This window comes from Klebsiella sp. w6, from assembly GCF_033100215.1.
GTDB lineage: Bacteria > Pseudomonadota > Gammaproteobacteria > Enterobacterales > Enterobacteriaceae > Klebsiella > Klebsiella variicola.
The window spans coordinates 4,310,598-4,332,757 of sequence record NZ_CP136907.1 but is presented as its reverse complement, the minus strand read 5'-3'; the positions used below and the strand labels follow the sequence as shown (position 1 = coordinate 4,332,757).

General features: G+C 56.8%; 18 protein-coding genes. 13 read left to right on the top strand and 5 right to left on the bottom strand.

The window, feature by feature from the left end:
• Nucleotides 1-289: 289 nt before the first annotated feature.
• The gene (ampG, locus tag R0140_RS21260) at nt 290-1,765 is read right to left on the bottom strand and encodes a muropeptide MFS transporter AmpG (RefSeq protein WP_012542689.1); all 1,476 of its coding nucleotides are present in this window, start codon (nt 1,763-1,765) and stop codon (nt 290-292) included.
• Nucleotides 1,766-1,808: 43 nt separating this feature from the next.
• Nucleotides 1,809-2,387 carry a lipoprotein gene (locus R0140_RS21255; protein WP_004204800.1) on the bottom strand — a complete coding sequence of 193 codons (579 nt, stop codon included), beginning with the start codon at nt 2,385-2,387 and terminating at the stop codon, nt 1,809-1,811.
• Between the two features lie 302 nt (nt 2,388-2,689).
• On the opposite strand from R0140_RS21255, the gene bolA reads away from it, so the two are divergent.
• The 9 genes from bolA to R0140_RS21210 all read left to right on the top strand — a co-directional run bounded on the left by bolA (nt 2,690) and on the right by R0140_RS21210 (nt 13,248).
• A complete protein-coding gene (gene bolA / locus R0140_RS21250; RefSeq protein WP_002891649.1) occupies nt 2,690-3,007 on the top strand; it encodes a transcriptional regulator BolA in 318 nt (105 codons plus the stop codon).
• 345 nt (nt 3,008-3,352) lie between these two features.
• Nucleotides 3,353-4,651: a trigger factor gene (gene tig / locus R0140_RS21245; RefSeq protein WP_008805401.1), complete on the top strand. Its 1,299-nt coding sequence runs from the start codon at nt 3,353-3,355 to the stop codon at nt 4,649-4,651.
• 309 nt (nt 4,652-4,960) lie between these two features.
• Nucleotides 4,961-5,584 (top strand): ATP-dependent Clp endopeptidase proteolytic subunit ClpP, encoded by a 624-nt coding sequence (gene clpP, locus R0140_RS21240; RefSeq protein WP_002891804.1) that lies wholly within the window; start codon nt 4,961-4,963, stop codon nt 5,582-5,584.
• A 250-nt stretch (nt 5,585-5,834) separates the two neighbouring features.
• The gene (clpX, locus tag R0140_RS21235) at nt 5,835-7,109 is read left to right on the top strand and encodes an ATP-dependent protease ATP-binding subunit ClpX (RefSeq protein ID WP_008805402.1); all 1,275 of its coding nucleotides are present in this window, start codon (nt 5,835-5,837) and stop codon (nt 7,107-7,109) included.
• Nucleotides 7,110-7,292: 183 nt separating this feature from the next.
• Nucleotides 7,293-9,647, top strand: a complete 2,355-nt coding sequence (lon, locus tag R0140_RS21230) for an endopeptidase La (RefSeq protein ID WP_004151336.1) — start codon at nt 7,293-7,295, stop codon at nt 9,645-9,647.
• 209 nt (nt 9,648-9,856) lie between these two features.
• Nucleotides 9,857-10,129, top strand: coding sequence for a nucleoid-associated protein HU-beta (gene hupB / locus R0140_RS21225; protein ID WP_002444653.1), 273 nt, complete (start codon nt 9,857-9,859; stop codon nt 10,127-10,129).
• A 214-nt stretch (nt 10,130-10,343) separates the two neighbouring features.
• Nucleotides 10,344-12,218 (top strand): peptidylprolyl isomerase, encoded by a 1,875-nt coding sequence (gene ppiD, locus R0140_RS21220; protein WP_012968827.1) that lies wholly within the window; start codon nt 10,344-10,346, stop codon nt 12,216-12,218.
• A 148-nt stretch (nt 12,219-12,366) separates the two neighbouring features.
• Nucleotides 12,367-12,735 (top strand): helix-hairpin-helix domain-containing protein, encoded by a 369-nt coding sequence (locus tag R0140_RS21215; protein ID WP_008805404.1) that lies wholly within the window; start codon nt 12,367-12,369, stop codon nt 12,733-12,735.
• Between the two features lie 111 nt (nt 12,736-12,846).
• A complete protein-coding gene (locus tag R0140_RS21210; RefSeq protein ID WP_008805405.1) occupies nt 12,847-13,248 on the top strand; it encodes a YbgC/FadM family acyl-CoA thioesterase in 402 nt (133 codons plus the stop codon).
• Between the two features lie 111 nt (nt 13,249-13,359).
• On the opposite strand, the gene queC is transcribed toward R0140_RS21210, so the two are convergent.
• A complete protein-coding gene (gene queC / locus R0140_RS21205; protein WP_008805406.1) occupies nt 13,360-14,061 on the bottom strand; it encodes a 7-cyano-7-deazaguanine synthase QueC in 702 nt (233 codons plus the stop codon).
• Between the two features lie 66 nt (nt 14,062-14,127).
• A complete protein-coding gene (locus tag R0140_RS21200) occupies nt 14,128-15,828 on the bottom strand; it encodes an SgrR family transcriptional regulator (protein ID WP_032753757.1) in 1,701 nt (566 codons plus the stop codon).
• A gap of 127 nt (nt 15,829-15,955) precedes the next feature.
• On the opposite strand from R0140_RS21200, the gene cof reads away from it, so the two are divergent.
• Nucleotides 15,956-16,774 carry an HMP-PP phosphatase gene (cof, locus tag R0140_RS21195; RefSeq protein WP_317703889.1) on the top strand — a complete coding sequence of 273 codons (819 nt, stop codon included), beginning with the start codon at nt 15,956-15,958 and terminating at the stop codon, nt 16,772-16,774.
• 44 nt (nt 16,775-16,818) lie between these two features.
• On the opposite strand, the gene R0140_RS21190 is transcribed toward cof, so the two are convergent.
• Nucleotides 16,819-17,871 carry a PLP-dependent cysteine synthase family protein gene (locus R0140_RS21190; RefSeq protein ID WP_008805410.1) on the bottom strand — a complete coding sequence of 351 codons (1,053 nt, stop codon included), beginning with the start codon at nt 17,869-17,871 and terminating at the stop codon, nt 16,819-16,821.
• 115 nt (nt 17,872-17,986) lie between these two features.
• Here R0140_RS21190 and R0140_RS21185 point away from each other — a divergent pair, with 115 nt between their 5' ends.
• From R0140_RS21185 to R0140_RS21175, 3 genes are read left to right on the top strand one after another with little or no spacing between them, the layout of a single operon-like run.
• Nucleotides 17,987-18,445, top strand: a complete 459-nt coding sequence (locus R0140_RS21185; RefSeq protein WP_008805409.1) for an Lrp/AsnC family transcriptional regulator — start codon at nt 17,987-17,989, stop codon at nt 18,443-18,445.
• 42 nt (nt 18,446-18,487) lie between these two features.
• Nucleotides 18,488-20,260, top strand: coding sequence for a SmdA family multidrug ABC transporter permease/ATP-binding protein (locus tag R0140_RS21180; protein ID WP_008805411.1), 1,773 nt, complete (start codon nt 18,488-18,490; stop codon nt 20,258-20,260).
• Nucleotides 20,253-22,031: a SmdB family multidrug efflux ABC transporter permease/ATP-binding protein gene (locus R0140_RS21175; RefSeq protein WP_008805412.1), complete on the top strand. Its 1,779-nt coding sequence runs from the start codon at nt 20,253-20,255 to the stop codon at nt 22,029-22,031. The genes R0140_RS21180 and R0140_RS21175 overlap by 8 nt, the downstream gene beginning before the upstream one ends.
• The last annotated feature ends 129 nt before the right edge of the window (nt 22,032-22,160 follow it).

Below are 22,160 nucleotides of genomic sequence, written 5' to 3'. Positions count from 1 at the left end.
GAAAGGGATAAGAAAAGGAGTGCTTAGCGGCGAATGGGCATAACCACCCAAAAATTAGAACAATTGTTTAACATTTAATTATCAAATAAAAGACATTGTGAAAACCTAAAATAAAATCGCCGTAGCTGAATCGGTTAAATTATTTAAAGAATCGAATGAAAACTGTCAATAATTTCCAGAAATCAAAAACGCACAAAACAACAAATAGCGCGGCGGGCAATATAAAAGCGTTAATAAGCCGTTATAATTACGTTTCGTAATTACAACGGCTAATAATGATGCAGCTTCCTTAAATCAGGCGAGTTTTACGCAGCGCCAGGTAGTCGAGCAGACCGCCGAACAAAATACCGCCCACCGCAGTCAGCGCCGCAACCTCCAGCAGACCGGACAGGAAAGAGAAGGCGGTGTAATCCAGGGCGTTCATGATCAGCAGTACCAGCCATACCGCCAGCAGCAGGCAGCCCAGCGCCAGGATCCTTAACGCCAGCGCATAGGCTTGCGGGTATTCGCTTCGCGGCATAAAGCTTGCTGTGCGTTGGGTATGCTCAAGCGTTTGCCGGCACAATAGCAGCAGCGCGATCCCCGGTACCGCCGCAACGACCGAGAAGAGATAGAACGTCGACCAGCCGTGGGCCTCGACAAACCAGCCGGCGATCGGCCCAACGTACACGCGGCCGACCGCGGACAGCGCAGAGAGCAGCGCGAACTGGGTAGCGGAAAAGGATTTATTGCACAGCGTCATCAGCAGCGCGACAAACGCCGCCGTCCCCATTCCCCCGCACAGGTTTTCAAAGAACACGGCGGTTGCCATGGAATAGAGGTGCTTATCGGTAATCGACAGCAGCCAGTAGCCAGCGTTGGAGACCCCCTGCAGCACACCGAAGATCAGCAGCGCCCGAAACAGCGTCAGCCGCTGCATCAGGACCCCGCCGTACAGGGCGCCGAGAATGGTGGCAAACAGGCCTAAGGTTTTGTTCACCATCCCCACTTCGCCGGCGTCAAAACCGACGCCGCGGATGAGGAAGGTGGTGGTCAGGCTCATGGCAAACGCATCGCCCAGCTTATAAAGGACGATGAGCAGCAGAATCAGCCAGGCGTTATTGCGACCGAAAAAATCGCGCAGCGGTTCGGCGACCGCCTGCTCCAGCGATCTGGGAACCGGGATAACGTCGCTCGGCTCGGGCGCCAGCAGTGTGGCGATGATGCACGGCACCAGCAGCGCCGCCATCAGCCAGTACATCCCCTGCCAGCCGAGATAGCGGTCGGCAAGCCACAGTGCCAGCCCCCCGGATACCAGCATCCCGAGGCGATAACCCAGCACGCTGATCGCGGCGCCAGCGCCGCGCTCTTCCGCTGGCAGAACGTCGGTTTTCCAGGCGTCGAACACAATATCCTGTGACGCCGAGCAGAAGGCGATCACCACCGCCAGCGCCGCCATCCAGCGGAGCTGGGAGACAGGCTCAAGAAAGCCCATCGCCGCGATAGCCAGCAGGAGCAGGACCTGGGTAGTCAGCAGCCAACCGCGACGACGTCCAAGAAACGGCGGCGTATAGCGGTCCATTAGCGGGGACCAGAGAAATTTAAAGACATAGGCCTGGCCGACGAGTGAGAAAAAACCGATCGTTTTCAGATCGATATTTTCCACTGTCATCCAGGCCTGCAGGGTACCGGAGGTGAGGGCCAGCGGCAGGCCTGAGGCGAAACCGAGGATCAGCAAAATCGCTGATTTCGGCTGTTGAAAAATGCGTAAGTAGTGACTGGACATAGCATAAAGCACGAACCCGGCCGCGGCCGGGTTCGTGGTGGCATTAACGCGCGTTTTGCTTGATGAAATCGTGGATGCTGGTGTCCTGCGCCATATCGGCGATGGTATCGGTCAGGACGCTGTTGACGGCATCAGCGATGTTCTTGTTCGAGGCCTGGAAGGCGCCTTCAACGGAATAGCTGGCGCGGTAGTTTTTGGTCATCTTCGTGCCGTTTGCCGCGGTGGCGATGATGGCGATATCGGCTTTCGTGGCGATGTTGTAGCGCACGTTGCCCTGGGAGACGTCAGCGTAGAGTTTATTGACAATAATCTGCAGATCGACCGCACCGTTCGGGCCAATCATGTAGCCGCGAGCGGTCATCTGTTTCTCCAGCACTTCCTGCAGCAGGAAGCGCAGATCGCGCGAGGCGGTGAGGGTGACCTGCTGATTGTCGCGCGTGACTTTCGCCAGCGCCTGGTCCGGACGCTGATCGGCGCCGTTGATGCTGACGGTCACGCCCATCAGGCTCGGATCCTGCTGCGGCAGCGTGATTTTCGGCGATACTTCAATGGTGGTCGGCGGCGTGGCGCATCCTGCCAGCATAAACATGGCGACCAACGGGAAAAGGATCTTCTTAAGCATGTTCAGGTCTCAACGCATGGTGTTGTTATAAGGAAAATTACCGCCATCATAGCATTGCCAACGGCAAGGGGAAGTGGCAACGCGTGTAAATCCATCGCCCTGGCGGTTTTCTGAGCGTCCCGCCACGGTTAATCGCTCTTTCCCCGGCGGATCTGGCGACCAGAGCCAGTAAACGTGATACTTTTGAATGAAAATATCAGAACAATGCTAATTTTTTGTTGTTTTCTCCTAATGGAAGCGGTAAAAGCGGCTAACATTTAAATGGAGTGGCGGCATCTCAGCGTTGTCGGAGGAGAAAATTCATGATGATACGTGAACAGATCGAAGCAAAACTTAGAGCAGCGTTCGACCCGATGTATCTCGAAGTCGTGGATGAAAGTTATCGTCACAACGTCCCAGCGGGCTCTGAAAGTCATTTTAAAGTGGTGTTAGTGAGCGATCGCTTCACTGGCGAGCGTTTCCTCAATCGCCACCGTATGATCTACGGCACGCTAACCGAGGAGCTGTCGAATACGGTGCATGCCCTGGCGCTGCACACCTATACGATAAAAGAGTGGGAAGCATTACAGGATACGGTTTTCGCCTCGCCGCCTTGCCGCGGTGCGGGGAGTATCGCCTAGAAATCCCATTTGCAACCGCTGGCGCTTTTCCAGTATGTTGCTTGCAGATTTAGCAAAAACGGCCTACGGGCCGTTTTGTTTTGCCTGGAAAATGCGCAAAGTGAGCGCTTTTGCGGACAAATTTGAGCGGGAAATGTGAAAAATGCCGCAGCAGTGGGCGACAACCGTTCTCGACTCACAAAAGTGATGCCGCTATAATGCCGCGTCTTATATATGAATGTCTTCGGGATGATTCTGACGACAGGGAATGTGTTTCTGATTTGAAGAGGGCATCCCGGTTCTGCGAAGCCACCTACACGCGCTTCCAGAGTTGACCGAGCACTGTGATTTTTTTGAGGTAACAAGATGCAAGTTTCAGTTGAAACCACTCAGGGCCTTGGGCGCCGTGTAACGATTACTATCGCCGCTGACAGCATCGAGAATGCTGTCAAAAGCGAGCTGGTCAACGTAGCGAAAAAAGTTCGCATTGACGGCTTCCGTAAAGGCAAAGTGCCGATGAATGTTGTTGCTCAGCGTTATGGCGCATCCGTTCGCCAGGACGTGCTGGGCGACCTGATGAGCCGTCATTTCGTTGACGCGATCATCAAAGAGAAAATCAATCCGGCCGGTGCGCCGAACTACGTTCCGGGCGAATACAAACTGGGCGAAGACTTCACCTACGCGGTAGAGTTCGAAGTGTATCCGGAAGTTGAACTGCAGGGTCTGGACGCGATCGAAGTTGAAAAACCGGTTGTTGAAGTGACCGACGCTGACGTTGACACCATGCTGGAAACCCTGCGCAAACAGCAGGCGACCTGGAAAGACAAAGACGGCGCCGTTGACGCTGAAGATCGCGTCACTATCGACTTCACCGGTTCCGTAGACGGCGAAGAGTTCGAAGGCGGCAAAGCCTCTGACTTCGTACTGGCGATGGGCCAGGGTCGCATGATCCCGGGCTTCGAAGATGGTATCAAAGGCCACAAAGCGGGCGAAGAGTTCACCATCGACGTGACCTTCCCGGAAGAATACCACGCAGAAAACCTGAAAGGTAAAGCGGCTAAGTTCGTTATCAACCTGAAAAAAGTTGAAGAGCGTGAACTGCCGGAGCTGACTGAAGAATTCATCAAACGTTTCGGCGTTGAAGATGGTTCCGTCGCTGGCCTGCGCGCTGAAGTGCGTAAAAACATGGAGCGCGAGCTGAAAGGCGCTGTGCGTAACCGCGTGAAGTCTCAGGCTATCGAAGGTCTGGTTAAAGCCAACGAGATCGACGTTCCGGCTGCCCTGATTGACAGCGAAATCGACGTGCTGCGTCGTCAGGCTGCTCAGCGTTTCGGTGGCAACGAGAAACAGGCTCTGGAACTGCCGCGCGAGCTGTTCGAAGAGCAGGCTAAACGCCGCGTTGTTGTCGGTCTGCTGCTGGGCGAAGTGATTCGCACCAATGAGCTGAAAGCTGACGAAGAGCGCGTGAAAGGCCTGATCGAAGAGATGGCTTCTGCGTACGAAGATCCGTCAGAAGTGGTTGAGTTCTACAGCAAGAACAAAGAGCTGATGGACAACATGCGCAACGTGGCGCTGGAAGAGCAGGCTGTTGAAGCTGTGCTGGCGAAAGCCAAAGTGTCTGAAAAAGCCACTTCCTTCAACGAACTGATGAACCAGCAGGCGTAATTTCGCCGCGATTGTTTAAGGTTCGAGCAAAAACCCGTTGCCGAAAGGCGGCGGGTTTTTTTTTAAGATAATGATAGCCTCAGGCACGGTGCTAAAACGCATTTACCATGATAGCGTTACAGCAAAAGCTTGTTATGCTTGAAATATGGCAACACCATCCCCATTACCGGGGGAGGCAACTGCATCCGCTATCGCACGCGTGTTGAAGAGGCGGTGACGCGTTCAGCGGATAGAAACTGTGGCTGATAATCCGTCCGTAAGGTTACAATCAGTGCAGCAGGTATTTTAAAATTACTCCAGGAGACGGAAATGTCATACAGTGGCGAACGAGACAACTTTGCACCCCATATGGCCCTGGTGCCGATGGTCATTGAACAGACCTCACGCGGTGAACGTTCTTTTGATATCTACTCCCGTCTGCTTAAGGAACGCGTCATTTTTCTGACCGGCCAGGTCGAAGACCACATGGCAAACCTGATCGTGGCGCAGATGCTGTTTCTGGAAGCAGAAAACCCGGAAAAAGACATTTACCTGTACATTAACTCTCCGGGCGGGGTGATCACCGCCGGGATGTCGATTTATGACACCATGCAGTTCATCAAGCCGGATGTCAGCACCATTTGTATGGGGCAGGCCGCTTCTATGGGCGCGTTTCTGCTGACCGCCGGGGCGAAAGGCAAGCGCTTCTGCCTGCCGAACTCCCGCGTGATGATCCACCAGCCGCTGGGCGGCTATCAGGGACAGGCGACGGATATTGAGATCCACGCCCGTGAAATCCTGAAGGTGAAAGGACGCATGAATGAGCTGATGGCGCATCATACCGGCCAGTCTCTTGAGCAGATTGAGCGTGACACCGAGCGTGACCGCTTCCTCTCTGCTGCGGAAGCCGTGGAGTACGGGCTGGTCGACTCTATTTTGACCCATCGTAATTGATGCCCGAGGCGCAAGGGTGCCGCTTTACGCTTCATCCTTCTCGCCGCGATTTTTCGGGTGGTTGGCATTTTTTCGGACGCTTGCCGGTCAGGCTTGCGGCCGGAGGCTTTGCCACCGCCTCGATGTAGCGCGAAGGATTTTGTGTATATACTAATGAAGGGCGGCACAACGCTATATGGCAGCTTGCGCCTGAGAATGGCATTTGCGTCGTCGTGTGCGGCACAAAGAACTTAAAAAGAGGTTTGGACTCATGACAGATAAACGCAAAGATGGATCGGGCAAATTGTTGTATTGCTCTTTTTGCGGCAAAAGCCAGCATGAAGTGCGTAAGCTGATCGCCGGGCCATCCGTGTATATCTGCGACGAATGCGTTGATTTATGTAACGACATCATTCGCGAAGAGATTAAAGAAGTTGCGCCGCACCGCGAGCGCAGCGCGTTGCCGACGCCGCACGAGATTCGCCACCACCTTGATGACTATGTCATCGGTCAGGAACAGGCGAAGAAAGTGTTGGCGGTCGCGGTATACAACCACTACAAACGTCTGCGCAATGGCGATACCAGCAATGGCGTAGAGCTGGGTAAAAGTAACATTCTGCTGATCGGGCCGACCGGTTCCGGTAAAACGCTGTTGGCGGAAACGCTGGCGCGCCTGCTGGATGTGCCGTTTACCATGGCAGACGCCACCACCCTGACCGAAGCGGGTTATGTGGGTGAGGACGTCGAAAATATCATTCAGAAACTGCTGCAGAAGTGCGACTACGACGTGCAGAAAGCGCAGCGCGGCATCGTTTATATCGACGAAATCGACAAAATTTCGCGTAAATCCGATAACCCGTCGATTACCCGCGACGTCTCCGGCGAAGGCGTACAGCAGGCGTTGCTGAAGCTTATCGAAGGCACCGTCGCCGCCGTTCCACCGCAGGGCGGGCGTAAACATCCGCAGCAAGAGTTCCTGCAGGTTGATACCTCCAAGATCCTGTTTATCTGCGGCGGCGCGTTCGCCGGCCTGGACAAAGTGATTTCCCACCGTGTTGAAACCGGCTCCGGCATTGGTTTTGGCGCGACGGTAAAAGCGAAGTCCGACAAAGCGAGCGAAGGCGAGCTGCTGGCCCAGGTCGAGCCGGAAGATCTGATCAAGTTTGGTCTGATCCCGGAATTCATTGGTCGTCTGCCGGTGGTGGCGACCCTGAATGAGCTGAGCGAAGAAGCCCTGATCCAGATCCTGAAAGAGCCGAAAAATGCCCTGACCAAGCAGTATCAGGCGCTGTTTAGCCTTGAGGGCGCAGAGCTTGAATTCCGCGACGAAGCGCTGGACGCCATCGCCAAGAAAGCGATGGCGCGTAAAACCGGCGCCCGCGGTCTGCGCTCGATTGTGGAAGCGGCACTGCTGGATACCATGTATGACCTGCCTTCGATGGATGATGTCGAAAAAGTGGTCATTGATGAGTCGGTTATCGAGGGTCAGAGCAAACCGCTGCTGATCTACGGCAAACCGGAAGCCCAGCAGGCATCTGGTGAATAATTAACCATTTCACTCAAGCAGTTAACAAAAAGGGGGGATTTTATCTCCCCTTTTATTTTTCCTGCATTCCCGCCGTTGAATGTGTGGAATACATCCCCATATACTGGATTACATATTAACGACGATGCAGTGGAGTATGGCGTCGTCGGCTACCTGGCGGACTTTAAACTAAGAGAGAGCTCTATGAATCCTGAGCGTTCTGAACGCATTGAAATCCCCGTATTGCCATTGCGCGATGTGGTGGTTTATCCGCACATGGTCATACCCCTGTTCGTAGGGCGGGAAAAATCTATTCGTTGCCTCGAAGCGGCCATGGACCATGATAAAAAAATCATGCTGGTTGCGCAGAAAGAAGCGTCGACGGATGAGCCGGGTGTAAACGATCTTTTCACCGTTGGAACCGTGGCGTCTATTTTGCAGATGCTGAAGCTGCCGGACGGCACCGTGAAGGTGCTGGTCGAAGGGCTGCAGCGTGCACGTATTTCTGCGCTGTCTGATAATGGCGAACATTTCTCGGCGAAAGCGGAGTATCTCGACTCGCCGGCGATTGACGAACGCGAGCAGGAAGTGCTGGTTCGCACCGCTATCAGCCAGTTTGAAGGCTATATCAAGCTGAACAAAAAGATCCCACCGGAAGTGCTGACGTCGCTGAACAGCATCGACGATCCGGCACGCCTGGCGGATACCATCGCGGCGCACATGCCGCTGAAGCTGGCTGACAAGCAGTCTGTGCTTGAGATGTCCGACGTCAACGAACGTCTGGAATATCTGATGGCGATGATGGAATCGGAAATCGATCTGCTGCAGGTTGAGAAGCGTATTCGCAACCGCGTCAAAAAGCAGATGGAGAAATCCCAGCGCGAGTACTATCTGAACGAGCAAATGAAAGCGATTCAGAAAGAACTCGGCGAGATGGACGACGCCCCGGACGAAAACGAAGCGCTGAAGCGTAAGATCGACGCGGCGAAAATGCCGAAAGAGGCGAAAGAAAAAACCGAAGCGGAACTGCAGAAACTGAAGATGATGTCGCCGATGTCGGCGGAAGCGACCGTCGTGCGTGGCTACATCGACTGGATGGTGCAGGTGCCGTGGAACGCGCGCAGTAAGGTCAAAAAAGACCTGCGCCAGGCCCAGGAGATCCTTGATACCGATCACTATGGCCTGGAGCGCGTGAAGGATCGCATCCTTGAATATCTCGCGGTGCAGAGCCGGGTGAACAAAATCAAGGGGCCAATCCTCTGTCTGGTGGGACCGCCGGGGGTAGGTAAAACCTCGTTAGGTCAATCCATCGCCAAAGCGACCGGACGTAAATACGTACGTATGGCGTTAGGTGGCGTGCGCGATGAAGCGGAAATTCGCGGTCATCGTCGGACCTATATTGGCTCGATGCCGGGCAAACTGATCCAGAAAATGGCGAAAGTGGGGGTGAAAAACCCGCTGTTCCTGCTGGATGAGATCGACAAAATGTCTTCCGACATGCGCGGCGACCCGGCTTCTGCGTTGCTTGAGGTGCTGGATCCGGAACAGAACGTGGCCTTTAACGACCACTATCTGGAAGTGGATTACGATCTCAGCGATGTGATGTTCGTGGCGACGTCTAACTCCATGAACATTCCGGCGCCGCTGCTGGACCGTATGGAAGTGATTCGCCTCTCCGGTTACACCGAAGATGAAAAGCTTAACATCGCCAAGCGTCACCTGCTGCCGAAGCAGATCGAACGTAACGCGCTGAAGAAAGGCGAGCTGACCGTCGACGATAGCGCCATTATCGGCATTATTCGTTACTACACGCGTGAAGCGGGGGTTCGTAGCCTGGAGCGTGAAATCTCCAAGCTGTGCCGTAAAGCCGTTAAACAGCTGCTGCTGGATAAGTCGCTGAAACACATCGAGATTAACGGTGAGAATCTGCATGATTATCTCGGCGTACAGCGCTTTGACTATGGCCGTGCCGATAGCGAGAACCGTGTCGGTCAGGTGACCGGTCTGGCGTGGACGGAGGTGGGGGGCGATCTGCTGACCATCGAAACCGCCTGCGTACCAGGCAAAGGCAAGCTGACCTACACCGGTTCGCTGGGTGAGGTCATGCAGGAATCGATTCAGGCTGCGCTGACCGTGGTGCGTTCGCGGGCGGACAAACTGGGCATTAACGCCGACTTCTACGAGAAGCGTGATATTCACGTCCACGTTCCGGAAGGGGCGACGCCGAAGGATGGTCCTAGCGCGGGTATTGCCATGTGTACGGCGCTGGTCTCCTGCCTGACCGGTAACCCGGTACGCGCTGATGTGGCGATGACCGGTGAAATCACTCTGCGTGGTCAGGTGCTGCCGATCGGCGGTCTGAAGGAAAAACTGCTGGCGGCGCATCGCGGCGGCATTAAGACTGTTCTGATTCCTGATGAGAACAAACGCGACCTTGAAGAAATTCCAGATAACGTTATCGCCGATTTGGATATCCATCCGGTGAAACGAATCGAGGAAGTTCTGACACTTGCGCTGCAGAACGAACCGTTCGGCATGCAGGTTGTGACCGCGAAATAGTGATTCTGCGCAAATTGCGCTAATAAAAATAGGGCTGGTAAGTCATTTCGGACTTGCCAGCCTTTTTTTGTGTAGCTAACTTAGATCGCTGGCAGGGGGGTCATCGACAACTGCTGTTGTAAGGGCATGACAGTCCTGATATAACTGCTGCGCGGTCGCACTATGAAGGACTCAGGTGCGATATAAATTATAAAGAGAGGAAGAGAACAGTGAATAAATCTCAACTGATTGACAAAATTGCTGCGGGTGCGGACATTTCTAAAGCTGCAGCTGGACGTGCGTTAGATGCTTTAATCGCTTCTGTTACTGAATCTCTGCAGGCTGGGGATGACGTTGCGCTGGTAGGTTTTGGTACCTTTGCTGTTAAAGAACGTGCCGCCCGTACTGGTCGCAACCCACAAACAGGTAAAGAAATTACTATCGCTGCCGCAAAAGTGCCGGGCTTCCGTGCTGGTAAAGCGCTGAAAGACGCGGTGAACTGATCGGCTTTCCCGTCAGGGAATGTGACGAAGTACAAGGGCGCATCGTGAGATGTGCCTTTTTTATTGCCTTTTCAGACCACTTTATGTGTGTTTATCGCCACTTGTGGGCTGACAATCACCCTGTTTTCTTGTCAAAATACGTCCTCACGCGCGGCGGCTATCACGTGCTATGCTGCGCGAGCTAAAGTCATCTACAGCGGAGCGTTGTTACACCATGATGGACAACCTACGCACGGCCGCCAACAGCGTCGTGCTCAAGATTATTTTCGGTATCATTATCGTCTCGTTCATTTTGACCGGGGTGAGTGGTTACCTGATTGGCGGTGGCAAAAACTATGCCGCAAAAGTGAATGGCCAGGAGATTGGTCGTGGGCAGTTTGAAAATGCCGTCGCCAGCGAACGTAACCGTATGCAGCAGCAGCTTGGCGACCAGTTCTCCGAGCTGGCGGCGAACGAAAACTACATGAAAACCATGCGCCAGCAGGTGCTGAACCGCCTGATCGATGAATCGCTTCTGGATCAGTATGCCCGCGAGCTGGGCCTCAGCATCAGCGATGAGCAGGTGAAGCAGGCGATCTTCCAGACCCAGGCTTTCCAGACGAACGGTAAGTTCGACAACCAGCGTTTCAGCGGTATTGTCGCCCAGATGGGGATGACCACCGATCAGTACGCTCAGGCGCTGCGTAACCAGCTGACCACCCAACAGCTGATTAACGCCATTGCGGGTACCGACTTCATGCTCCCGGGTGAGTCCGATCAGCTGGCGGCGCTGGTGTCTCAGCAGCGTGTCGTCCGCGAAGCGACCATCAACGTGAATGCCCTGGCGGCAAAACAGACGGCCAGCGATGAGGAAATCAACGCTTTCTGGCAGCAGAATCAGGCCCGTTTTATGGCGCCGGAGCAGTTCCGCGTCAGCTATATCAAAATGGATGCCGCCAGCATGCAGGAGAGCGCCTCTGACGAAGAGATTCAGTCATGGTACGACCAGCATAAGGATCAGTTCACTCAGCCGCAGCGCAACCGCTACAGCGTGATTCAGACCAAAACGGAAGCCGATGCGAAAGCGGTGCTGGCCGAGCTGCAAAAAGGGGCAGATTTCGCCACGCTGGCGAAAGAAAAATCGACCGATATTATCTCTGCCCGCAACGGCGGCGATATGGGGTGGATGGAAGAGGCCTCTACGGTGCCAGAGCTGAAAGATGCCGGGCTGAAAGAGAAAGGCCAGCTGTCTGGCGTGATCAAATCCTCGGTTGGCTTCCTGGTGGCCCGTCTGGACGACGTCCAGCCGGCGCAGGTGAAGCCGCTGGCTGACGTGCGTAATGACATTGCGGCGAAAGTGAAGCAGGAAAAAGCGCTGGATGCTTACTACGCGCTGCAGCAGAAGGTGAGCGATGCGGCCAGCAACGATAATGAATCGCTGGCGGGCGCGGCGCAGGTCGCCGGACTGAAGGTGGTGGAAACCGGCTGGTTTGGCCGCGATAACCTGCCGGAAGAGCTGAACTTTAAACCGGTCGCTGACGCTATCTTCAACGGCGGTCTGGTGGGTGAGAACGGCGCGCCGGGCAGCAACTCCGACATCATTACCGTTGACGGCGATCGCGCATTTGTTCTGCGCATCAGCGAGCACAAAGCCGAGGCGGTGAAGCCGCTGGCTGAAGTGAAGGCGCAGGTTAGCGATATCGTTAAGCACAATAAAGCGGAACAGCAGGCGAAACTGGACGCCGACAAGCTGCTGGCGGCGCTGAAAGACGGCAAAGGCGATGAAGCGATGAAGGCGGCTGGCCTGAGCTTTGGCGCGCCGCAGACGCTTTCCCGTACCGGCCAGGATCCGCTGAGCCAGCTGGCATTCACTCTGCCGCTGCCGCAGCAGGGCAAACCGGTCTACGGCGTTGGCAGCAATATGCAAGGCGATGTGGTGCTGGTGGCGCTGGATGAAGTGAAAGCAGGCAACATGCCGGAAGAGCAGAAGAAGGCCATGGTTCAGGGGATTACCCAGAACAACGCCCAAATCGCTTTCGAAGCGCTGATGAGCAACCTGCGCAAGGCGGCGAAAATTAAGCTGGGCGACAGCATCGACCAGCAGCAGTAATTTCGCGTCGTCTCGCAAAAATGAGCAACATGATGTAATCCTCAAGGGCCGCTTTCGCGGCCCTTTCCATTTCTGTGATTTGCCTTTTGTCGGCCATCCGCACTGACGCTATCGTAACCTTGCTGTCTACACACAAGGAGATATCAGCATGAAATATGGAATAAAAACACTGATGGCCGCGGGCGTTCTGGTTTTCGCGGTAGGCGTACAGGGCGCGCTGGCGGCACCCGCCAGCGGTAAAGCGGCGGTGAATAAAGAAAATGTGCAGGCGACCGCTTCGGCGAAGGCGGAAGCGGTGCCCGGCGACACCGACAACGGGGCGACAAAAGTCAGCATTAACCACGCCAGCGCCGAACAGCTGGCGCAGGCGTTGAATGGCGTAGGGTTGAAAAAAGCCCAGGCCATTGTCAGCTACCGCGAAGAGTACGGGCCGTTCAAAACCCTCGATGATCTGAAGCAGGTCCCGGGAATGGGGAGCGCGCTGGTGGAGCGCAATTTAGCCCATCTGACGCTGTAAATTTTATGCCAGACCTTGCACAGCGGTGATTTTTTGCCAGGATAAAGAGGTTGCATCAAGTGGTGTGACCTCTTACCTCATAAACAACAATAACAGAAAGGCATTAGTGCTATGCAGACACAAATTAAAGTTCGCGGCTATCATCTGGACGTCTACCAGCATGTGAACAACGCACGTTACCTGGAGTTCCTTGAGGAAGCCCGCTGGGACGGCCTGGAAAACAGCCCCGCGTTTCAGTGGATGATGGAGAAAAACATCGCCTTCGTGGTGGTGAATATCAATATTAACTACCGTCGTCCGGCGGTGCTGGGCGATGTGCTGACAGTGAGCAGCAAACTGGAGCAACTCAACGGCAAAAGCGGCACCCTTAGTCAGGTGGTCACCCTCAACCCCAATGGCGAAGTGGTGGCCGATGCGCTGATTACCTTCGTCTGTATCGATTTGAAAACCCAGAAGGCGCTGCCGCTGGAAGGGGAGTTGCGTGAGAAACTTGACCAGATGAACTTGCGCTGACAACCGACGTGCGAGTGACGGGCCCACGGCAGGTGATGAACCCGTAGCCCCGGTAAGCGTCGCGCTACCGGGGAATTTGAGTCAAAGCTCCGGTAAATCGCGCCCCGGAGGCTATGCCTGTGCCAGCCCGGTTTTTTGCTTCATCACCGCCATTACGCCGACCTTGTCCCCCAGATACTGGTTGAGTCCGTTTGCGCGCAGGTTACAGGCGGCGCACTGGCCGCAGCCATCGCCCTTAATGCCATTGTAGCAGGTGAGGGTTTCCTGGCGCACCAGATCCAGCTGACCCCAGAAGTCGGCAAGCGCCCAGGTCTCGGCTTTATTCAGCCACATCAGCGGCGTCTCAAAGCGAATGTCTTTCGCCATCCCAAGGCTGACGGCGTGGTGCAGCGCTTTGACAAACTCATCGCGACAGTCCGGGTAGCCGGAGAAGTCGGTCTCGCACACGCCGGTGATGATGGCTTCGGCTTTCACCTGATAGGCGTAGATTGCTGTCAGGGTTAAAAACAGAATATTGCGCCCGGGGACAAAGGTGTTGGGAATGCCTTCGGCATCAGGCTGATAGTCGGGTACCGGAATGTTATCGCGGGTCAGGCTGCTGACTGCCAGTTCGTTGAGCAGAGTGACGTCCAGCACTTTATGCGCGACGGCGCCCAGTTTCAGGGCGAGTTCGCGCGCAACGTCGATTTCCGCGCGGTGGCGTTGGCCATAATCAAAAGTGACGCAATGCACTTCATCATACTGTTGCAGAGCCTGCACCAGACAGGTGGTTGAATCTTGTCCTCCGCTGAAGACAACTACGGCGCGTTTCATGGCAATTCCTGACTAAATGAGTAAAGGCGCTATGGTAGCGCCAGACGCGCGCGGCGACCAGCTCTCTCACGTCAACGAGGCCGGCAGCCAGGCGCTGGCGAAGTCAAACCAGCCCCGGGCGTTGAGGCGCAGGCCATTAACCCCCGGCGGCGCGCTGATCCGATAGTTATACTTGAACAGCGGCGTCATGATGGCGTCTTCCATCAGACTGTTGAACACGTTGCGCAGCGCATCGTTGCGGCTGCGGGCGTCGGGCTGAGACTGCACGGCGTCTAATGTCGCCTGCAGATGGGCATATTGCGCCCCGGTCAGCAAATTAGGCCACAGCATATCGCAGCGCAGCCACTGCTCCAGGGCGTACTCCGGTGCTTCGCCGATCAGTCGGTCGCCCATCATCAGGTCGGCCTGCCCCAGATGCTGACAGCCTTCCCAGTTTTTGGCGTCATGAAAAATGATCGTCAGTTCGCAGCCCAGCAGAGCCAGCCGTTGCCTCAGTTGCTCGGCCATCGCATGAAGCTCGACCGGCAGATGATAGAGCAGAGTGAGCCTGGCCGGCAGCGGCACCGCGTTGTTTTCCGGTCCCTGCGGGATGGACCATCCCGGCAGCACCTCATGGCTTGGCGTAATCAGATCCTCCTCCAGCGGCAGCGTTTCCAGCAGCGACGAGTGATGGATTATCGACACCAGCCGCTGGGCCTGCGTTTTACTAAGACGCGGGCTGTGGCGCAGGGTCAGATAGCAGAAGCCAAGGCTGATACGGTTGCTGACCTGGCGCAGATTGTGGAGCTCTTCGCGATCGCCGATGGTGATCTGCACCGGGTGGCGGCAGCTGGTGCCGAGATCGCGGTCAAAGAGCTGAGGAGTGATCCAGTATTCCACCGCCTGGATCAGCGGATGCTGCAGGTGGTACCGGGGATGGTTCTCCAGGCGGACGAGTTCCGGACTAAACCGCTTCAGGCGGAATGGCCCGCAGCCGATGGCCGGATCGTCGGGATGCGCCAGCACGCTGCAGTAGCTGGCGAGACGGAACGGTAGCCAGTAGTCAGGACGATGCAGCGTGATGGTGAGACACTGGGCGTGAGTGACATCGATACGGCTGATGCTGGCGAAGAGGGTCCGTAAGGCGGGCAGCTCAAGCAGCAACTGTAACCGCTGCCGTAGCTGTGCGGTTTGCACCGCATCGCCATTGTGCCAGTACAGCGTGGAGCGAATGTAAAAATGCCAGCGCAGGCCGTCCGGCGAGACCTGCCAGTGATGCGCCAGATCGCCGATCGGCATATTGTCGCCTTCATCGAAGCGCGTCAGCCCGGCATAGATCTGCCCGGCCAGATGCTGCTCGGCGCGTCCGGGGAGAAAGCCAGGACGCAGCGGCTCCAGTGGGCGATAGTAAGGAATACGCAGCGTCGGAGTATTGTTTTGCCACTGACCGCCGAGGAAGGGATGGAGCAGGGCTTTCAGCTCCACCGGGGCCAGCTGCGCCAGCTCCAGCGCGTTTTGCTGCTGACCGTTGCTCAGCGCCTGCTCCATCATCTCGTTGCGCAGACTTTCCGGGGTTTTGTGAAATGAGAGCTGTCCGCGTTTGCCGCGCCCGGAGCTGGCCTGCCAGCTTAGCCACCCCGCCTCCTGCGCCTGACGCAGCAGAGTGCGGACGTGGCGTTCGCTACAAAAACAGCGCTCCGCCAGTTCGCCGACGGTCACCTGCTGCGGCGCCCCGGCTGAGGGTTGCCACAATCGCTGGTATTGATTTAAACGGTGTAAGAGTCGCATGGGGGCCGTCATCCACCGGGCCGCTGTAAACCCGGAACAATTAATAATATCTATTCACTATTACTTCCGTATATCCCAGGTGATACTGCAACACAAGCGAAGCCCATCACACATCGGGGAATACACCATGGCAAAACTGGCCGCATTTGATATGGACGGCACCCTGCTGATGCCGGACCATCGTCTCGGCGAGCAAACGCTCACCGCGCTGAAACGGCTGCGGGAACGTAATATCACCCTGACGTTCGCTACCGGTCGCCATGTGCTGGAGATGCACCATGTGATTGGCGAATTTTCCCTGGACGCATTTCTGATCACCGGCAACGGGACGCGCATCCATTCGCTGGAAGGGGAGGAGCTTTATCGCCAGGATCTCGCTCCCGAGGCGGCGGAAACGGTGCTGCACAGCAAATGGGATACTCAGGCCAGCATGCATGTGTTTAACGATGGCGGCTGGTTCACCGGTCAGGCAAGGCCTGAATTGTTGCAAGCGCATGTCTTCAGCGGCTTTCACTATCAACTGTGCGATCCGAAACGCATGTCGGCGCAGCATGTCACCAAGATCTGTTTTTGCGGCGATCATGACGATCTCCGCCGCCTGCTGATCCAACTGAATGAGACGCTGGGCGATCGCGCGTTTCTCTGCTTCTCGGCGATGGACTGTCTGGAAGTGCTGCCGGTCGGGTGTAATAAAGGTGCGGCGCTGGCGGTGCTCAGCCAGCACTTAGGCTTCACCCTGCAGGAGTGCATGGCGTTTGGCGATGCTATGAATGACCGCGAGATGCTGGGCAGCGTTGGGCGGGGTTTTATCATGGGCAACGCGATGCCGCAGCTGAAAGCCGAGCTGCCGCATCTTCCGGTTATCGGAGACTGCCGGCATCAGGCGGTCTCCCACTTTTTAACGCATTGGCTGGATAATCCTGATCTTCCTTATTCCCCCGAATAGAGAGACCCTTCCGGCAAGCCAGATAGTTTTCTATCTGGCTTTTTTTATCGCCTGCCGACCAGCGCGGCGATCTCCGCCTGCCAGGGCGCGATATCGCCGATATTGGCGGCCACCCACTGCGGGTTGTAATAGGTTTCCAGGTAGCGCTCACCGCTGTCGCACAACAGCGTGACGATGGAACCCGTTCGCCCTTCCTCGCGCATCCGCGCGGCCAGCTGCAATACGCCCCACATATTGGTGCCGGTAGAAGCGCCGACCTTGCGCCCAAGCTGTGTTTCCAGCCACAGGGCGGTGGCCACGCTCGCCGCATCCGGTACGCGCAGCATCTCGTCGACGACGTCGGGAATAAATGACGGTTCGACGCGTGGGCGGCCGATGCCTTCAATTTTGCTGCCGACCGGGCTGCGCAGGGTGGCGTCGCGGGTCTGCCAGTATTCGAGGAAGACCGAATTCTGCGGATCAACGACCATCAGCTGCGTCTCATGGCCCTGGCTGCGAATATAGCGGCCAATGGTTGCCGAGGTGCCGCCGGTGCCGGCGCTCATGACGATCCATGACGGCTGCGGGTGCGGTTCATGGCTCATCTGACGGAAAATACTGTCGGCGATATTGTTATTGCCGCGCCAGTCGGTGGCCCGCTCGGCAAAGGTGAATTGATCCATATAATGGCCGTTCAGCTCGCGGGCCAGCGTTTCGGAAGCATCGTAGATTTCGCAGGCGCTCTGCACAAAATGGCAGCGTCCGCCGTAAAACTCGATCTGTTCGATCTTACGTTTGGCGGTGCAGGAAGGCATCACGGCGATAAACGGCAGCCCCAGCAGGCGGGCGAAGTAGGCCTCCGAAACGGCGGTTGAACCCGAGGAGGATTCAATAATCGGCGTACCTTCTTTGATCCAGCCGTTGCACAGGCCATAGAGAAACAGCGACCGCGCCAGGCGATGTTTAAGGCTGCCGGTGGGGTGGGTGCTTTCATCTTTCAGATACAGGTGGATGCCCGGAAAAGCGGGCAGCGCCAGACGGATCAGGTGCGTGTCGGCGGAGCGCTGATAGTCGGCGTTGATTTCGCTAATGGCATGTTTAACCCAGGCGCTATTCATCGTGATTTCCTGTTTGTCATTTTGTGCCTAGCTTAGCGGAAAGCGCAGGAAAAATTGTTGCCATTTAGCCTTTGGATTACCATTATGAGAGCAAAATTTTCTCTTCGGATGCCCTATGCTAGATAAAATTGACCGTAAGCTGCTGGCGCTGCTGCAGGAAGATTGCACCCTCTCTTTGCAGGCGCTGGCCGATGCCGTTAATCTGACCACCACGCCCTGCTGGAAGCGCCTGAAACGGCTCGAAGATGAAGGTATTTTGCGCGGGCGCGTCGCCTTACTGGATGCCGAAAAGGTGGGGCTGGGCCTGACGGCGTTTGTCCTGATCAAGACTCAGCATCACAGCAGCGACTGGTATGGCCATTTTGTGAGCGAAGTGACGCAGATGGCGGAGGTGCTCGGCTTCTGGCGGATGGCAGGAGAGTATGATTACCTGCTGCGGGTGCAGGTGGCCGATATGAAACGCTATGACGATTTTTATAAACGTTTAGTGAACAGCGTGCCGGGGCTGTCGGATGTCACTTCGAGTTTTGCCATGGAACAGATAAAATATACCACCGCCTTGCCTGTCGAATAACGGTATTGCGCCGTAACCCATTACAAATCAGGATTTTACTGCTTGCGATTATTTGCTCAACTCAGCTGGTACTTCCGCCGGGAGTGGCGCCGCTATCTTGGCGCGATTGCCCTGCTGGCCATTATTGCCGTCCTGCAGCTTATTCCGCCGAAGGTGGTGGGCATTGTGGTGGACGGCGTGACGCAACAACATTACACCGCAGAGAAGGTGTGGATGTGGATCGGCGCGCTGGTGCTGGTCGCGGTAATGGTCTACCTGCTGCGCTATGTCTGGCGCGTGCTGCTGTTTGGCGCCTCTTACCAGCTGGCGGTCGAACTGCGGGAAGATTTTTACCGGCAACTGAGCCGCCAGCATCCGGCATTCTATTTGCGCCATCGCACTGGCGATCTGATCGCCCGCGCCACCAACGATGTTGACCGGGTGGTATTTGCCGCCGGTGAAGGGGTGTTAACCCTGGTGGATTCGATGGTGATGGGCTGTGCGGTATTGATTGTGATGTCGACGCAGATTAGCTGGCAGCTCACCCTGCTGGCGCTGTTGCCGATGCCGCTGATGGCGCTGGCGATCAAACGCAACGGCGATGCGCTTCACGAACGTTTTCGCGTGGCCCAGGCGGCCTTTTCCAGCCTTAACGATCGCACACAGGAGAGCCTGACCAGCATCCGCATGATTAAGGCTTTTGGGCTGGAGGATCGCCAGTCGGCGCAGTTTGCCGCCGATGCCGCCGATACCGGCGCGAAAAATATGCGCGTGGCACGCATTGACGCGCGTTTCGACCCCACCATCTATATCGCCATCGGGGCCGCTAACCTGCTGGCTATCGGCGGCGGCAGCTGGATGGTGATCCACGGCAGCCTGACGCTGGGCCAGCTGACCAGCTTTGTGATGTATCTTGGCCTGATGATCTGGCCGATGCTGGCGCTGGCGTGGATGTTTAACATTGTTGAGCGCGGTAGCGCGGCCTATGGCCGTATCCGCACGATGCTCGAAGAGGCGCCAGCGGTAGACGACGGTACTGAAGCAGTGCCGGCAGGCCGCGGTGTCCTGCAGGTTGCCATCCGCAACTTCATCTATCCGCAGGCGAGTAAACCTTCGCTGGAGCAGGTTAATTTTACCCTCCAGCCGGGGCAAATGCTGGGTATCTGCGGGCCGACGGGCGCCGGTAAAAGTACCATTCTGGCGCTGCTGCAACGTCATTTTGACGTCACCAGCGGCGAGATCCGCTTTCACGATCTGCCGCTGCCGCGTCTGCAGCTCGACAGCTGGCGCGCCCGGCTGGCGGTGGTCAATCAGACGCCATTTTTATTCTCCGACACCGTCGCCAATAATATCGCGCTGGGCAAACCGGATGCGACACCGGCGCAGATTGAACGCGTGGCACGGCTGGCCAGCGTGCATGACGACATTCTGCGCCTGCCCCAGGGGTACGATACCGAGGTGGGCGAGCGCGGCGTGATGCTCTCCGGCGGCCAGAAACAGCGCATCTCGATTGCCCGCGCTCTGCTGCTGGAGGCTGAAATTTTGATCCTTGATGATGCTTTGTCGGCGGTAGATGGCCGTACGGAGCACCAGATCCTGCACAACCTGCGCCAGTGGGGGGAGGGGCGGACGGTGATTATCAGCGCCCACCGGCTGTCGGCGCTGACCGAGGCCAGTGAAATTCTGGTGTTACAGCATGGGCATATTGCCCAGCGTGGCCGCCATGAGGCGCTGGCCGTGCAGCCAGGCTGGTACCGCGACATGTATCGTTACCAGCAGCTGGAAGCCGCGCTTGACGAGGTTCCGCAGGCGCAAGAGGAGGCCCTGGATGCGTAGCTTTACCGAACTCTGGCCGACGCTTAAACGCCTGCTGGCCTATGGTTCTCCCTGGCGTAAGCCGCTGGCCATTGCGGTGGGGATGATGTGGATCGCGGCGGCGGCGGAAGTGAGCGGCCCGCTGCTCATCAGCTATTTCATCGATAATATGGTGGCGAAGCATACGCTCCCGCTGAAGCTGGTGGCAGGCCTGGCGGTAGCCTATATCGGCCTGCAGCTGCTGGCGGCATTACTGCACTATAACCAGTCGCTGCTGTTTAACCGCGCCGCGGTCGGCGTCGTCCAGCAGTTGCGTAGCGATGTAATGGATGCCGCCCTGCATCAGCCGCTCAGCGAGTTTGATACCCAGCCGGTTGGGCAGCTTATCTCGCGGGTGACCAACGATACGGAAGTCATTCGCGATCTGTACGTGACGGTGGTGGCGACGGTGCTGCGCAGCGCGGCGCTGATCGGCGCGATGCTGGTGGCGATGTTTAGCCTCGACTGGCGGATGGCGCTGGTGGCGATCGCGATCTTCCCGGCGGTGCTGATCGTGATGATCATCTATCAGCGCTATAGCACGCCGATCGTGCGCCGGGTGCGCGCCTGGCTTGCTGATATCAACGATGGTTTCAACGAAGTGATCAACGGCATGGGGGTGATCCAGCAGTTCCGCCAGCAGGCGCGCTTTGGCGAACGGATGCGCGAGGCCAGCTATGCCCACTATCTGGCGCGGATGCAGACGTTGCGCCTCGACGGTTTTCTGCTGCGCCCGCTGCTGAGCCTTTTTTCCTCGCTGGTGCTGTGCGGGCTGCTGATGCTGTTTGGCTTTAGCGCGGTGGGCACGATCGAGGTCGGGGTCCTGTACGCGTTTATCAGCTATCTCGGACGCCTTAACGAGCCGCTTATTGAGCTGACCACCCAGCAGTCGATGCTGCAGCAGGCGGTGGTCGCCGGCGAACGCGTTTTTGAGCTGATGGATCGCCCGCGCCAGGCGTGGGGCTCGGATGACGCGCCGCTGAGCAGCGGCCGGGTGGAAATTGACCATCTCTCCTTTGCCTACCGGGGGGATCGACTGGTCCTGCAGGATATCAGTCTGGATATTCCCTCCCGCAGCTTCGTGGCGCTGGTCGGGCATACCGGCAGCGGGAAGAGTACTCTCGCGAGTCTGATGATGGGCTATTACCCGTTAACCCACGGGGAGATCCGCATCGATGGCCGGCCGCTTGCTTCCCTCAGCCACAGCGCGTTGCGTCGGGGCATCGCGATGGTGCAACAGGATCCGGTGGTGCTGGCGGATACCTTCTACGCCAACGTCGCGCTGGGTCGGGATATCAGTGAGACGCAGGTCTGGGAAGCGCTGGAGGCGGTGCAACTGGCGGAGGTGGCGCGCAGCATGAGCGATGGCCTGTACACTCAGCTGGGCGAGCAGGGCAATAACCTCTCCGTTGGGCAGAAACAGCTGTTGGCGCTGGCGCGCGTGCTGGTGGAGACCCCGCAGGTATTGATTCTGGATGAGGCGACGGCAAACATCGACTCCGGCACCGAGCAGGCGATCCAGCAGGCGCTGGCGAAAGTCCGCCAGCATACCACCCTCGTGGTTATCGCCCATCGACTGTCAACCATCGTTGAGGCCGATACCATCCTGGTGCTGCATCGCGGTCAGGCTGTCGAGCGGGGCACCCATCAGCAGCTGCTGGCGGCGAAGGGGCGTTACTGGCAGATGTATCAGCTGCAGCTGGCTGGCGAAGAGCTGGCGGCCAGCGCCCGGGAAGAGTCGCTCAGCGCCTGATGCACCACCAGCAGGCAGCGAAGAAAGCGTGGCCTGCCGTGGTGCAAAAACGTTACATTAAATGCACTGTTGTGGTGCATTTTTGCGCTGCAAACGCGTTTCAGCAGGCAATTGTCTGACCTGCCCCCT